Annotated in this window: 9 protein-coding genes; 1 reads left to right on the forward strand and 8 read right to left on the reverse strand. The window is 65.2% G+C overall.

The window, feature by feature from the left end; genetic code table 11:
• Positions 1–20 precede the first annotated feature (20 nt).
• The gene (gene smc, locus ACSQ12_RS12970) at positions 21–3,686 is read right to left on the reverse strand and encodes a chromosome segregation protein SMC (RefSeq protein ID WP_436065662.1); all 3,666 of its coding nucleotides are present in this window, start codon (positions 3,684–3,686) and stop codon (positions 21–23) included.
• Positions 3,687–4,051: 365 nt separating this feature from the next.
• Here smc and ACSQ12_RS12975 point away from each other — a divergent pair, with 365 nt between their 5' ends.
• Positions 4,052–8,821, forward strand: coding sequence for a DUF4082 domain-containing protein (locus ACSQ12_RS12975; protein WP_436065663.1), 4,770 nt, complete (start codon positions 4,052–4,054; stop codon positions 8,819–8,821).
• 279 nt (positions 8,822–9,100) lie between these two features.
• On the opposite strand, the gene ACSQ12_RS12980 is transcribed toward ACSQ12_RS12975, so the two are convergent.
• The 7 genes from ACSQ12_RS12980 to ACSQ12_RS13010 all read right to left on the reverse strand — a co-directional run bounded on the left by ACSQ12_RS12980 (position 9,101) and on the right by ACSQ12_RS13010 (position 14,764).
• Positions 9,101–10,129 carry a TolB family protein gene (locus tag ACSQ12_RS12980; RefSeq protein ID WP_436065664.1) on the reverse strand — a complete coding sequence of 343 codons (1,029 nt, stop codon included), beginning with the start codon at positions 10,127–10,129 and terminating at the stop codon, positions 9,101–9,103.
• Complete coding sequence (locus ACSQ12_RS12985; RefSeq protein ID WP_436065665.1) at positions 10,126–11,415, reverse strand: MFS transporter; 1,290 nt, start codon at positions 11,413–11,415, stop codon at positions 10,126–10,128. Before ACSQ12_RS12985 ends, ACSQ12_RS12980 begins: the two co-directional genes overlap by 4 nt.
• Positions 11,416–11,420: 5 nt before the next feature.
• A complete protein-coding gene (locus ACSQ12_RS12990) occupies positions 11,421–12,137 on the reverse strand; it encodes a hypothetical protein (protein ID WP_436065666.1) in 717 nt (238 codons plus the stop codon).
• 132 nt (positions 12,138–12,269) lie between these two features.
• Positions 12,270–13,250: a bifunctional DNA-formamidopyrimidine glycosylase/DNA-(apurinic or apyrimidinic site) lyase gene (gene mutM / locus ACSQ12_RS12995; protein ID WP_436065667.1), complete on the reverse strand. Its 981-nt coding sequence runs from the start codon at positions 13,248–13,250 to the stop codon at positions 12,270–12,272.
• 8 nt (positions 13,251–13,258) lie between these two features.
• Positions 13,259–13,981: a ribonuclease III gene (gene rnc, locus ACSQ12_RS13000; RefSeq protein WP_209743906.1), complete on the reverse strand. Its 723-nt coding sequence runs from the start codon at positions 13,979–13,981 to the stop codon at positions 13,259–13,261.
• A gap of 18 nt (positions 13,982–13,999) precedes the next feature.
• The gene (rpmF, locus tag ACSQ12_RS13005) at positions 14,000–14,203 is read right to left on the reverse strand and encodes a 50S ribosomal protein L32 (protein ID WP_009356569.1); all 204 of its coding nucleotides are present in this window, start codon (positions 14,201–14,203) and stop codon (positions 14,000–14,002) included.
• A 36-nt stretch (positions 14,204–14,239) separates the two neighbouring features.
• The gene (locus tag ACSQ12_RS13010) at positions 14,240–14,764 is read right to left on the reverse strand and encodes a YceD family protein (RefSeq protein ID WP_390247082.1); all 525 of its coding nucleotides are present in this window, start codon (positions 14,762–14,764) and stop codon (positions 14,240–14,242) included.
• Positions 14,765–14,823: the final 59 nt, after the last annotated feature.

Below are 14,823 nucleotides of genomic sequence, written 5' to 3' on the forward strand. Positions count from 1 at the left end.
AAATGCTGCGGTCCGGGCCGCTATACGTCCGCGCCGAGCCGCTGACTGATGACGGTTGAGACCCCGTCACCCCGCATGGTGACGCCGTAGAGCGCGTCGGCAACCTCCATGGTCCGTTTCTGGTGCGTGATGACAATCAGCTGGCTGGACTCGCGGAGTTCCTCGAAAATCGTGATCAGCCGGCCCAGGTTGGTGTCGTCCAGGGCGGCCTCCACTTCGTCCATCACATAAAACGGGGATGGCCTCGCTTTGAAGATGGCCACCAGCAGGGCCACTGCGGTCAGCGAACGCTCGCCCCCGGACAGCAGTGAGAGCCGTTTGATCTTCTTGCCGGCCGGCCGCGCCTCCACTTCAATTCCGGTGGTGAGCATGTCTGAAGGGTCGGTCAGGATAAGCCGGCCTTCACCGCCCGGAAAAAGCCGGGCGAAAACCCGGACGAACTGTGCCGAGGTATCAGCGAACGCTTCGGCGAACACCTTCTGCACACGGTCATCCACTTCCTTGATGATGTCCAGCAGGTCCTTACGGCTGGATTTGAGGTCCTCGAGTTGGCTGCTAAGGAACTGGTGCCGTTCCTCGAGCGCGGCGAATTCCTCCAAGGCCAGCGGATTCACCCGTCCCAGCGAGGAAAGGTCCCGCTCTGCTTTGCGGAGCCGTTTTTCCTGCTCATCGCGGACGAAGGGCTTGCCTTCCAGGACCGGCGCGCCGTTCTCGTCCACCGGTGCCCGGAGGGCGGCCCACTTGTCATTGGACGTCCCCGCCGGCACCGGCACCAGCTGGTCGGGTCCATAGTCTGCCACGAGCTGGTCCGGTGATAAGCCGAGTTCCTCGACGGACCGCAATTCGAGGGATTCGATCCGCAGCCGCTGCTGGGTGCGGGCAAGCTCGTCGCGGTGCACCGAATCCGTCAATTCCGCAAGCTCGCGGCTCAGGGAATCGTTCTGGGACCTCACGTCGACCAGTTCACGGTCCCGGAGCTCCCGCTCTTCCTCTGCCAGATCCCGCGAATGCCGGGCAAGCTCCACGGAGATGTCCATGAAGCCGATGACCTGCTCCACCGCAGCTGATACGGCCGCCGCCCGGCGCGCCTGGAACCTGCGGCGGCGGGCGCGCTGAGCGGCTTCTTCCCGTGCCCGACGCTCCGCCGCCGCCGCCCGCTCCAGGGACAGGGCGCGGTTGCGGGTGGCGGTCAGCTGCTCTTCGGCGCTCCGCAGCGAAAGCCTGGCCTCCATCTCGGCCGCCCTCGCAGCAGACGCAGCCAGGGCCAGCTCGTCCCTGAGTTCAGCCGACGGTTCCTCATCCTCAGGGGCCTGCCGGGCTGCTTCCAGGCGTGCGACTGCAGCCTGCAGGGCCTCCTCCCCGGCCACCATATTGGCCTCTGCCCTTGCCAGCGAAGCACCAAGCCGTTCGCTCTCGCCCACGGCGCTCCTCAGCACCGAGTTCAAATGTCCCAGCCTTTCGGCCACGGCCGCCAGCCGGGCATCCGATTCGTGGAGCCGCTCCAAGGCGGCATCCGCGCGTTCCTGGGCCTGCGTCTTTCGTGCCTGGGCGGCGGCGAGTGCGAACCGGTTCCGTTCAAGATCAGCGCTGACCTTGGCGAGCCTGGTCCCGGCGTCGTCGACGGCGGCCTGCACCTCCAGCAGTGACGGTGCACTCGCCGAGCCGCCCCGGACGGTGAATGCGGTGAAGACATCGCCCGCCCGTGTCACGACGGTCAGACCGGGCTGCGCGTGGATGAGCGCCGACGCCGACTCCAGGTCTTCAGCAACGACAGTACCCGCCAGCAGCCTGCGCAGAAGGGCGTGCATCGGGGCGGCCGCCCCGGAGGCGTCCTCCGACGTTGACGGGAACCCGTTAAGTCCGGCGGCAGAGGCGGCGACCAGGTCCGCGGCCCAGCGGGCACCCCCGGGAAGGGGCCCCGGCGCTGGCGCGGCTTCGACGCCGGACGGCGGGTCCGCGGCGACCTGCCCGGCCGGCACCGCCAACAGCAGCGAGGCAAGGCCGGCGTCGTCGGCCTTCAGCAGCTCCAGGGCCTCGACGGCGGTGCCGGCATCCCTGACCACAACGGCATCCGAACAGTTTCCCAGCGCGGCAGCGATTGCCGCTTCATACCCGGGCTCGACCGAGAGCATGGATGCCAGGGGCCCCATGATCCCGGGCAGTCCCGAATCCGCCACCCGGCCTGACCCGTCCTTGCGGTTGAGCCCAAGCTGCAGCGCGTCCCGCCTGGCCTGCAGCGAATCGCGCTCCCGTTCCCCCTCGCGTTCGGCAGATTTCAGCGCCTCGATGTCCGCCAGGATTGCGTCCAGCGAATCGCTGGCATCCTCGTAATCAGCGTCCAGGGATTCCTCGCCGTCCTCGACGCCCGCGACCTGCGATTCCAGCGCCGTGAACTCGCTCTGGGCGCGGCGTCGGCGCTCATCACCGGCCGTTTGGGATTCCCGGAGCCGGCCAAGCTCGGCCTGCGCAGCTTCCACGCGTGAGCGCGCCGCACCCACCTGGCCGGCCAATTTTGCCAAACCTTCACGGCGGTCGGCGGCGGCACGGAGCACCGCAGCCAATCGTTTGTCTTCGGCACTTGCAGCACTTTCGGCTTCCTGCTTGGCTGCCGACGCGGCTTCAAGCGCCGTGCGCTGTCGCAGGATCGCGTCTTCCAGGGCGGCCTGTTCTTCGCGGACCCGGGCGGCATTCCTTTCGAGCTGCTCCGGGTCCCTTCCGGAATCCGGTATCTCGTCCGCAGCTCCCAGCAGGCGGCGGCGTTCCTCAGCAAGCGACCCGAGGGAACGGAATCTTTCCCGGCCCGCCGATAGCTGGTACCAGGTGTCACGCGCTGCATTGAGCCGCGGGGTTGCCTCGGCCGCGAGTTGTTCCAACGCCGCCTGCCGCTGACGACCGGTTTCGAGGCCCTCCTCCACAACGGCCCGGCGCGCCTTCAGCGCGGATTCGTCGGCCACGTCCTGGGCAAGGGCGGACTGCAACTGCACCAGGTCGTCCGCCAGGAGCCTGGCACGGGCGTCCCTGACGTCAAACTGGACACTTTGGGCCCGGCGCGCCACTTCCGCCTGTTTGCCCAGGGGGGTCAGCTGTCGCCGGATTTCACTGGTGAGATCGCTCAGTCTTTGCAGGTTTGCCTGCATCGCTTCCAGCTTCCGGACCGTTTTTTCCTTGCGCCGGCGGTGTTTGAGGATGCCCGCCGCCTCTTCAATAAAGCCGCGCCGGTCCTCCGGGGTGGCGTGCAAAACCTTGTCCAGCTGCCCCTGCCCCACGATCACGTGCATTTCCCGGCCCAGGCCGGAATCGGAGAGCAGTTCCTGGATGTCCAGGAGACGGCAGCCCGCACCGTTGATGGCGTACTCGGACCCGCCGGTGCGGAACAGCGTCCGTGAGATGGTCACTTCGCTGTACTCGATCGGCAGGGCGCCGTCAGTGTTGTCGATGGTCAACGAGACGTGGGCCCGGCCCAGCGGCGGGCGGCCGGACGTGCCCGCGAAGATGACGTCCTCCATCTTGCCGCCGCGCAGTGTCTTGGCACCCTGTTCCCCCATGACCCAGGCCAGGGCATCCACAACATTGGATTTGCCGGAACCGTTGGGACCGACCACTGCAGTGACGCCCGGCTCGAAGTCGAACGTCGTGGCTGACGCGAACGACTTGAATCCGCGGACGGTCAGGCTCTTGAGGTGCAAGGTGGTTCGGATCTCCTGAATGGCTGAAGCGGGCTGTTCCCGGTTTAAATCTACTGCGTGCCTGTGACAAAGCCCGGATTTTGGCACTTTGCGGCATCCAGACCCTTGCCACACCGCGCTGCAAGCCCTTAGACTCGCGGCTAAAGGTTGCATGACGCTGCTCGACCCGGTGGTCTCACACCGGATCGACTTGGCAGGATCCAGCGGAGCTGGACTGGCCATGATGCAGTGAGGGGCGTTTAGGACGCGACCTTTTGCTGGACGACAACTGAATATCTTGGTTTGGCTGCGCCGGGGGGCGGCATGCAGGGCAGTGCACAAAGCACCGCCTGATTCGCAACTGCGCACTCACTCCAGGAGTTCACATGTCTGTACCCTCAGCCGATCGCACGCTCAAAGCCTTCAAGCAGGTCATCTTCCTGCTGGCATTAGCCATGGTGGCCGCGCTCCTGCCGGCTGCAGCACCCTCCGGGCTCCTACCGTTCGCATATGCGGCGGACCCCTGTGCTCCCGTTGTGAACGCCATTGCCTGCGAAAACTCCAAGCCGGGAAGCCCGCCATCAGAATGGGACATCACCGGGGCCGGTGATTCGGACATCCAGGGGTTTGCCACCGACATCAGCGTCAATGCCGGCCAGCCGATCAACTTCAAGATTGATACCAACGCGTCCAATTACAGCATCGCCATTTACCGGACCGGCTGGTATCAGGGCCTCGGGGCCCGCAAGATCGCCGACGTCACGCCCCTGGCCTTCCGGCAATCACAGCCCCAGTGCCGGTCCGACGTGACAACGGAACTTTACGATTGCGGAACGTGGGCTGTTTCCGCCACGTGGCAGGTCCCGGCCACGGCCGTCTCGGGCGTCTACGTCGCCTTGCTGACCCGGCCGGACACCGGCGGCCAAAGCCACATCACCTTTATTGTCCGCTCCGACGGCAGCCATTCCGACGTAGTCTTCCAGACCTCCGACACAACGTGGCAGGCCTACAACACCTATGGCGGGGCCGATTTCTACCAGGGGGCTGTCAACGGCAGGGCCTACAAGATCAGCTACAACCGGCCGTTTGCCACCCGGGGCGAATCCTCGGGCCGGGACTTCTACTTCGGCAACGAGTACCCTCTGGTTCGTTTCCTGGAGAAAAACGGCTACGACGTCAGCTACATCAGCGGCGTGGACACCCACCGGGACGGCGCTCAGCTGCTGAACCACAAGGTGTTTCTTTCCGTGGGCCACGACGAGTACTGGTCAGGTCCCCAGCGGGCCAATGTGCAAGCCGCGCGCGACGCCGGCGTAAACCTTCAGTTCCTGTCCGGTAACGAAATGTACTGGCGCACGCGCTACGAACCGTCACAGGTCGACGGAGCGGCGTACCGGACCATCACCTCCTACAAGGAGACTTGGTCCAACGGCAAGATCGATCCAAGCACCGAATGGACCGGGACGTGGCGCGATCCCAGGTACGCCTCACAGGCCAACGGCGGCGGCCTGCCCGAGAACGGACTGACCGGCACCCTCTACATGTCCAACTTCACGGACCTGCCAATCACCGTAAGTGCCGCAGAGGGCAAGGCCCGCCTTTGGCGCAACACACCGCTCGCGTCGCAGGCCACCGGAAGTTCTGCGCAGCTGGCACAACATACTGTCGGTTACGAGTCCAATGAGGACCTCGACAACGGCTTCCGGCCGGCGGGCACCATCAGGCTGTCCACCACCACCGGCGCCGTTGAACAGTACCTCCAGGACTTCGGCAACACGGTGAAACCCGGAACGACAACCCATAACACCACGCTGTACAAGGCAGCGAGCGGAGCACTGGTCTTTTCGGCCGGCACAGTCCAGTGGACCTGGGGCCTCGACCAGGAGCATGACGGGAACGGTGCCGCTGCGGATCCGCGGATGCAGCAGGCCCAGATCAACCTGCTGGCGGACATGGGCGCCCAGCCGGGGACGCGGGATCCCGCGCTGACCGCGGCGACTGCCACCAGTGACGCAGCAGCACCGACTGCTTCCATCTCCTCCCCCGCGGAAGGGTCCGTCATCGCCCACGGCAGCAGCGTCACAGTGTCCGGAACAGCCAGTGATACCGGCGGCATCGTAGCCGGCGTGGAGGTCTCCACCGACGGCGGGACCACCTGGCATCCCGCCCAGGGCAAACAAAACTGGACCTACACGTATATCCAGAAAGGGCTCAACACGGCCAGCATCAAGGTGCGCGCCGTGGACGACAGCGCCAACATCGGCACTGCCGCAACGCGAAACCTGCAGCTAAGCGGCCCTTACACCGTCTTCGGCCAGCAGGTCCCCGCCGTGCCGGATTCCCAGGACGGCGGCGCCTACGAACTCGGCATGAAGATCACGCCGAGCGTGGACGGCTTCATCACCGGTGTCCGCTTCTACAAGAGCACCGGAAATACCGGAACACACACCGGTTCGCTGTGGAATTCGGCCGGGCAGCGGCTCGCAACCGCTACGTTCACGTCGGAATCATCCTCCGGATGGCAGAAGGTCCTCTTCAGCCAGCCGGTAGCGGTTTCGGCAGGGCAGAAATACACGGTGTCCTACACAGCCCCGAAGGGCCACTACGCCATCAAGGACTACCAGTGGGCCAGCTTCGGGTTCACTGAACCGCCGCTCACGGTGGCGGGCGGATTCGGGAGCGAGCCCTCCGGCGTCTATGGCGGCCCCGACGCCTTCCCGCAGAACAGCTTCGGCAACGGCAACTATTTCGTTGATGCGGTCTTCGACACCGTAGACAACACGCCTCTGACTGCCTCCGGGCAATGGCCCCTGGGCGGCTCATCCAGTGTCCCGCAGGCAACGACTGTCGGAGCTGTCTTCTCCAAGCCGGTCACGACGTCCAGTGTGCAACTGACGCTCAAAGCGGCCGACGGCACGACCGTTGCCGGCACAACCGCCTACGATTCAACCACACGCAAGGTCACGTTCACGCCGGGTGCCGTCCTGGCGCTGGCAACGACTTACACCGCGACGCTCAGCGCCACTGCCGCCACCGGCGGAGCCCTGACGGACGGCGGAACGTGGTCCTTCACGACAGTGGTCTCGCCGCCGACGCCGGGAAGCTGCCCGTGCAGCTTCTACGATGACTCGGTCCTCCCCGGGATCCAGGAGATCCGGGACGGCGTCCCGCTGACCCTGGGCATCCGTTTCTCGAGCACCGCGGACGGTACTGTTACCGGCGTCCGCTTCTACAAGTCCGCAGGTAATACCGGCACGCACACCGGCACACTGTTCACGGCCGCCGGGCAGCAACTGGCAACCGTAACCTTCGCAAATGAAAGCACCGCCGGCTGGCAGACCGCTTACTTCAACCAGCCAGTGGGGATGTCCTCGAACACGGAGTACATCATGGCCTACAAGACTTCGACCGGAGCGTACTCCGCGACGGCGAACGGATTCGGTGCCGGTGGCCTCAGCGTCGGAAACCTCCGCACGGTCTCCGATGCGGGCGCCTACTCCTACACGGGCGACTTTCCCAACGTCCGCTCCACAGCGAGCTACCTCGTCGATGTCGTAGTGCAGTACCCGGAGCCGGCATTTGTGGCAGCTGCCCAGACACCGCTTCCCGGTTCATCCAGTGTTGCACTGGACACGACCGTCGGGGCCACGTTCTCCAAAGCGGCCATCGCATCGAGTGTCAGGCTGACACTGGCCGGGCCCGGCGGCACGAACATTTCCGGGACCACGAGCTACGACTCAGCGTCCGGCAAAGTGACCTTCACACCGTCTGCGCCACTCGCCGCAGCCACCAGCTACACAGCCACTCTGGCTGCCACCTCGACAACTGACCAGGTGCTCAGCGCTGGCGGCACGTGGACCTTTACCACTGTTCCGCTCCCCCGGACCGACGGCACGTGCCCCTGCACCCTGTACCAGGACACGGTGACGCCGTCTGTACTGGAAATCAAGGATGGAGCCCCCGTGGCCTTGGGCGTCCGCTTTGCGAGCTCGACCAGCGGACAAGTCACCGGTATCCGCTTCTACAAAGCCGCGGGCAACACCGGAACCCACACCGGAAGCCTGTTCAGCATTACGGGCCAGCAGCTCGCGACCGTGACGTTCACGGCCGAGTCCACTGCCGGCTGGCAGACTGCAACATTCAGCCAGCCGGTCGCCATAGCTGCCGACACCGAATACGTGGCAGCCTATAAATCGCCCACCGGCACGTACTCCGCTACTCCTGGCGGATTCTTGACCGGCTTCACCAGCGGACCCCTGCGGACCACTCAAGACTCCGGCGGATTCTCGTACAGCGGAGACTTCCCGGGATCTTCTTCCAGTTCGAGCTACCTTGTGGACTTGGTCTTCCAGACCTCGGCGGTTGCGCCTCCCCCGGAGCCGGTAACCGTCACTGCACAGTCGCCGGCCCCGAACGCCACCGGAGTGGCGCTCAATGTCCAGCCCAGCCTGACACTGTCCTCCGCTGTTCAGCCGGGTGCTTCGCTCGTCCTCGCTGCCGGCGGCACCACCATCGCAGGGACGTCGGCATTGTCCGCAGATAGCCGCACCGTGACGTTCACGCCGGCACAACAGCTGCCGGGTAATACCGTCATCACCGCGAGCGCCGCGAATGTCACCTCGCTGGCCGGCGCAGCGCTTGCCCCCACCTCCTGGCAATTCACCACCCTTACCCCGCCGCCGCCCACGCAGTCCCTCTTCGCGTCCCTGCTTCCTCAGATCGCAGCGTCGACGGACGTCCGCTCCGTGGAGCTTGGCGTGGCATTCAAGGCATCAGTCGCCGGTTCCGTCACGGCCGTCCGTTTCTACAAGGGCACAGCCAACACGGGAACACATACCGGATCGCTCTGGACTGCATCGGGAGTGCGCCTGGCCAAGGTGACGTTCACGAATGAAACGGCAAGCGGATGGCAGACTGCCACGCTCCCGACACCGATAGCGCTGACGGTAGGGACCACCTACATCGTGTCCTACAACGCGCCGGCGGGCCGATACTCCTACACGCCCAGTTTCTTCACGAAGGCGTGGACCAGCGGTGCCCTTACTGCAAGGGCGAACAACAACGGGCTTTACCGTTTTGGTTCGGGGACGGCGGTTCCCAACCAGTCGAGCAACAGGACGAACTACTTCGTGGATGTGGTGTTCGCTCCACGGTAGACCTGGTACGCGCCGCCCATGCCAGGGCCCCTTGGTTGTTTCCAAGGGGCCCTGGCCGTGTTTCAAGGGCCCGGCCGTGTTTTCCCAGGGCCCTGTACCGGGCGCGCGACTGAGCCCGCGGACAGGACAGGTTGTTGGTCCGGGCCAGGCTCATCGCTCGCACCGGCGGAGAGTGGCCGCCCGCGCTGTTTAGTTCTCGTGGTCCAGGCCGCCGGAACTGGCGCGGCCGGCACTGCTGTAGGCCCTGTTGTACCGCAGCTCGCGTTTGCGGAGGGGTAGTTAGCGGACCACGGACGGCGACCAGGCGTGCTCTATGTACAGGGACGCCTGGTCGGAAGGGTCAGCCCCGATTTGCCAGATGTCGCTGTCGCCCTCGGCGCCGTCACGGGGCAGTCCGTAGAGCAGTGTCCCGTCATCGAGCCATTCGATCTGGTCGTCTACGCTGCGGGCCTCCGACAAAACTGTTTCGTTTCCGCTGGCCAGGTCCAGAATGGCGATCTTCCAATGAGCGGCCAAAGGCGTGCCGGTGTTCTTCTTGTAGGCCACTCGGGTACCGTCAGGCGACAGCGAGGGGCATTCGACGCCGTCGTGGACTGCCCTAAGGGTCCTGGCCGAGATGCTGCCTTTGACGAGCCAGATGCGCCCCGACGACGCCGCCGTCGCATAGAACGCGTCCGGCTCCCCGGGCACGAAGGTCACGCCCCAGATGTTCCGGTCGGCCGCTGTCACCTGAGCTCCGTTGACCAGGAGGGCAAACCCTTCCAGGGTGCCGGTTAGGGGGCTTCCGTCAGCCCGGCTGATAGACGTTTCCGTCGAGAAACCCGTTGCGCCGTAGGAGTGGCCGGTGACAAACACCGTTGTGGACACCAGCGAGCCGTCAGCACTCATCCGTGTTCGGCTGGGCATCCCCGGCACCGCCCACCGGCTGGTGGGTTGCCACTCCCGGTTCAACAGCACCGCCTCGAAGTTGGTTACGAGGCCACGGTTAGTCTTCAGGCAAACGATATTCCGGACGGTGCCGTAGACCCGGTCGCAAGCCTCGGAGGCCAAATCCCGCTGCCCGGCGGGCTCCCCCAGCGGGACAGTGGCGGCCATGCCATACCCCTGGCCCGGCGCGGTATTGCGGAACAGGACAAAAGCAGCCGCAGGAAGGGCGCCTCCGGAGGCCACACTGACAGCGGACGCCGCCGAGCGGCTGTCCTGGAACCGCTGGAAAGCGATGGCAGCATAGGAACCGGCCCCCGCGAGGACCACCACCGTGATCACCAGCAGGATGATCCAGCTCTTCCTGCCGCCCCCGGGGCTCAAGCTGTGTGCCTTTGGCGCGTTTCCGCCCGCAGGATCAGCAGGGCGGCCGGGACGGCGGCTGCGAGGCAGCCGCCCACCACTACCATTGCCGTGGATGGACCCAGCGTGAACCACAGGACACCAAAGCCGGCCGAAGCAGCCATGCGGCTCAGGGCCACAACGGTCTGGGCTGCCCCGATGCCCGTGGCCAGCTTCTCCGGCGGCGTGAGCTGGCTTGCCAGGGCGGCGAGCACACCATCGGTGGCAGCGTAGAAGGCTCCGAGCAGGACAAGGCAGGCCAGCGTCGGACCGAATCCGCCAAGCGGTGCCGCCGCGAGGAGGTAGCACAGCAGGAGCGCCACGTGCCCCGCAACAAAGACTTTCGCTTTCCCCCAGCGGTCGGCCAGCTTGCCAAGCGGGATCGCGAGAGCGAGGAACACCACGTTCGTGCCCACATACAGCAGCGGGAACCACTGCACCGCAAAAGAGTCCCGGTTCTGCAGGACCAGATAGATGAATCCGTCGCCGACGGTCAGCAATCCGAGGAGCCCCGAGGCGATAAGCAGCCGGCCAAGTCCGGGCTCGCGCAACAGGCTCAAGCGAAAGACGAAGACCGGGCCGGAGCGCCGGTCGGGCACCGGTCCTGCCGGGGTTCCCGTCTTCACGTTGGGTACCAGCAGTGCGAGGGCGGCGACCCCGATCACCGCGAAGGCAAGGGACACCACAAAGAGGGTGCCGTAGCCGTTGGGGATGAGCATGAGGATGAAGAAGGCCAGCAACGGTCCGGTTGCGGCACCGATGTTGTCCAGCATCCGGTGCACGCCGAAGTGGCGCGCCAGGTACTCGGGCTGGGCGGACACCGTGATGAGCGCGTCCCGCGGTGCCGTGCGGATGCCCTTACCGATCCGGTCTCCGGTAACGATGGCCGTCAGGGACCAGAAGCCGCCGGCGAAAAGGAATCCGATCCGGGCCACCATGGACAACCCGTAGCCTGCGAGCGCGATGCGTTTGGGATGTCCGCTACGGTCCGCTGCCCACCCCGCGGCGATCCTGACAATAGCGCTGGCACCCTGGTTGATCCCGTCAAGTATCCCGAAGGCAATGGCTGACAGGCCGAGGAATCCGGTGATGTAAAGGGGAAGGACGGCCGACACCGATTCGGAGGAGACATCGGTGAACATGCTGACAACGCCCAGCCACAGGATGACAGGCGACAGGCGGAAAGCCCGCCGGGACGCCGTGGGATCGTTCGTTGCCGGCAGCGCGTCCTTCTTGCCGCCGTTCCGGTCTGAAACAGAGATGTACATGGCCGCTACCCTGCCGTCGTGTGAAGGTTGCCGAGCAACATGAAACGGGTACTGCCCGTACCGGTGGTTGACGTCGTCAGCGTCACCGAGTCGGCGCCCCTGACGAAACGGACCGATCGCTGCCCGTCCGCCGCGGGGGCCGGCTCGGACCAGAAGTTGAGTCCGGCGAGCTTCTGCTGGAAGTGGCCCACTACTGAATCCTGGCTGGACGCCGAGATGGCATCCGCCGTCACTTGGAGGACGGTATCCGCGGAAGATACCCCCGTGGAGACCACCACGCTTCCATCAGGAAACGGCAGCGCGGCCTCGGGGAAGCCGGCCACGATTTTTCCCTGGGCGGAAGCTGTCGGCGGCAGCGGCGTACTGACCAAAGCCACCGGCGGGGATGGCAGCGGAAGGCCCGCCGGGGCCGCTGCTACCGGGGGAAGCACTTCACGCTGCCCGGACGCAGGTGGGGCGCTTCCGGCTGACCCTTGGGTTCCGGAGGACGGCCGGTTCCCTTCGCCTGCCTCAGTTCCCGGTGCGGCGGATGTCGCGTCTTCAGTGGCCAGGGCTCCCGGCGGAACAGTGCCGCCGCTGCCGGCCGGTGCCGGGGGCACGCCCGTTGACGGAGCGGCCGCCCGCGTGTCCGTGGCGCCGGCCAGCTGATCGAACACCACGGCGGTGCCGCCCAGCACTGCCGCGACACTCACCCCCACGATGACAAGCCTCTTCGCTATCATTGGGCCCCCGCCTCCCGTTCAGGCGTTGAAGACCAACGCGCCTGCGATTCCGGCAGCCCGGGCTGCCTTGGGCACAGTCTGACACCGGAAAAGACGGCTTCGATAGAGTGGCGGTACCTGCTTTTCCTTGGCTCACCACCGGCCGTTGCGGGGACGCGGCTGGCAAACGGGGCAGGTATAGGACGACCGGTTCATGAATTGTTCGCGCTTCATCAGGCTGACGATGCCTGCAGCGGCGCAGCGTTTGCACTCCTGGTTTTCCCTGCCGTACGCGTTAAGCGACCGGTCAAAGTACCCGGAGGCGCCGTTTACGTTGACGTAGAGGGAGTCGAAGCTTGTCCCGCCGGCGGCCAGGGCGTCCAGCATGACCTCACGGGCGGCATCGAGAACCAGCACCGCATCGGCGCGGCGGAGCGTGTCTGTGGGCCGGGCGTAATGGAGGCGGGCACGCCACAGTGCCTCGTCCGCATAGATGTTGCCGATCCCGGAAACGAGTCCCTGGTCCAGGAGCGCCCGTTTGAGCCCGGTCTTCCGGGCGCGCAGCCGGCGGTAAAAGGAATCAAAGGAAAAATGGGGATCCAGGGGATCCCGGGCAATGTGGGAGGCTTCCCCGGCAATGAAGGGCGACGGGGTCTCCCCCAGGCCGCCGGGTCCGCCGTCGTCTGTTGGTACCAGCGATGTGACGAACAGGCCGCCAAAGATGCGTTGGTCCACGAATCGGAGCTGTTCCGGCATGCCATCGGCGGGGCTCAGCCGCAGGCGGACTTTCAGGTGCTTCTCATCCGGCACGAGGGAATCCTGCATCAGCAGCTGGCCGCTCATTCCCAGGTGGGCCATGAGCGCTACTCCCGGCCGGGACATGTCCGCTGCCGGGACACCGTCAGCATCCGGCTGCCCCGCGGTAGCCTCCTCAAGCGGAAGCCAGAGGAACTTTCCGCGGCGCACCACGTCCAGCACCCGGGCGCCTTCGAGGTTGCCGGCAAAGTCCTGGGCGCCGAGGGCGTGCCGCCGGATTGAACGCGGATCCAGGACGTCGACAGAGGTGATTGTCCTGCCGCGGACCCAGCTCACCAGGCCGCGGCGGACAACTTCGACTTCCGGCAGTTCGGGCACGGAAAGACCTAGAGGCCGGCTTCGGATTCCGCCGGAAGACTTGACGTCCCGGCAACGGACAGCTTCCGCCAGGCGTCAGCGGCAGCTTCCTGCTCCGCTTCCTTCTTGGAACGTCCGGCACCCTGCCCGTAGTCGGTCCCGCCGATCCGGAGCACGGCAACAAAGGTCCGCGCGTGGTCCGGGCCGGAGCCCTCCACGGCGTAGTAGATGCTGCCCAGCTGGCGGCTTGCCGCCAGTTCCTGGATGCTGGTCTTCCAGTCAGTGCCTGCACCGAGGGCAGCGGCGTCCTGCAGCAGCGGGCCGATCAGCCGCATGACCAGTTGGCGCGCCGTCTCGATGTCGTTGGACACGTAGGTGGCGCCAATGAGCGCTTCCATGGTGTCCGCAAGGATGGAGGCCTTGTTCTTGCCGTCGGTGAGCTTTTCGCCCTGCCCGAGGTAGATGTACTCGCCGATGCCAAGGCTGCGGCCGATTCCGGCAAGCGCCCTGGTGCTGACCACAGCTGAACGCCGCTTCGCGAGGTCACCCTCAGGCAGTGCAGGGTTGTCGCGGTACAGGGCATCCGTCACGGAAAAGCCCAGGATGGAATCACCCAGGAACTCGAGGCGCTCGTTGGTGGGTATGCCGCCGTTTTCGTAGGCATACGAACGATGTGTCAGAGCAAGACGAAGCGTCCCGGCATCAATGGAGACACCGAGACGCTTCAAAAGCTCTTCAGTTGAAGACGTCATGTTCAGCCAGTGGGCCGATTAGACGTCCGCGACCTTGCGGCCCTTGTACTCAAGGAACAGCGCAGTGCCAGCCGAGTCGGTAACGACCTTTGCCTGGTGCGGCAGGCTGTACGTAACCTGGCCGTTCTCAACGGTCTTCACCAGGTGGGGGGCGGTTGCCTTCCACTGGGAGCGGCGGGCGCGGGTATTCGAGCGAGACATTTTCCGCTTCGGGACAGCCACGGCTAACTCATTTCTCTCTAGAAAAACACTTACAAATCAATTTTGCCGGTCAGGCTTAGCCAAGTCAGCTAGGGCAGCCCAGCGAGGATCTACGACCTCGTGGTGATGCCCCGGCTCGTCTTCCAGGCGTACTCCGCATTCGGAGCAAAGGCCCTGGCAGTCTTCCCGGCACACCGGCTGGAACGGCAGCATGGTTACAACCGCGTCCCGCAACACCGGCTCAAGATCGATTAAATCGTGCTCGATTCGATATTGCTCTTCTTCGTCTTCTTCGGCGGAGAACTGGGCGTCCTCGTAGAAGAAAAGTTCTTGCACATCGACCTCGAGGTCATACGCAAGGGGATCCAGGCATCGGCCGCACTCGCCGGTTACTTCGACGTGAACGGTTCCTGATACCAGAATTCCTTCGTGTACGGCCTCCAGCCGCAGATCCAGCCCGACATCCGAGCCTTCCTGCACGCCAATGAGTGCCACACCAAGCTCAGCTGGTGCGGGTACATGTTCTTTCAGCGTCCGCATGCTCCCCGGGCTGCGCCCGAGGTCCTTGACGTCGAACGCCAAGGGCGAACTAGCATCTCGTTTAATGAGAACTCCTGTTGAACATATGACCGACGTACTAT

Origin of the sequence: Arthrobacter sp. LjRoot14 (assembly GCF_964253905.1) — a bacterium.
In the GTDB taxonomy this organism is placed as follows: domain Bacteria; phylum Actinomycetota; class Actinomycetes; order Actinomycetales; family Micrococcaceae; genus Arthrobacter.

Bases quoted from the DNA above. Each gene is read 5' to 3' on its own strand.
- rnc (WP_209743906.1), bottom strand. From the start codon at position 13,981: ATGACGTCTTCAACTGAAGAGCTTTTGAAGCGTCTCGGTGTCTCCATT.
- ACSQ12_RS12975 (WP_436065663.1), top strand. From the start codon at position 4,052: ATGTCTGTACCCTCAGCCGATCGCACGCTCAAAGCCTTCAAGCAGGTC.
- ACSQ12_RS12990 (WP_436065666.1), bottom strand. From the start codon at position 12,137: ATGATAGCGAAGAGGCTTGTCATCGTGGGGGTGAGTGTCGCGGCAGTG.
- ACSQ12_RS12985 (WP_436065665.1), bottom strand. From the start codon at position 11,415: ATGTACATCTCTGTTTCAGACCGGAACGGCGGCAAGAAGGACGCGCTG.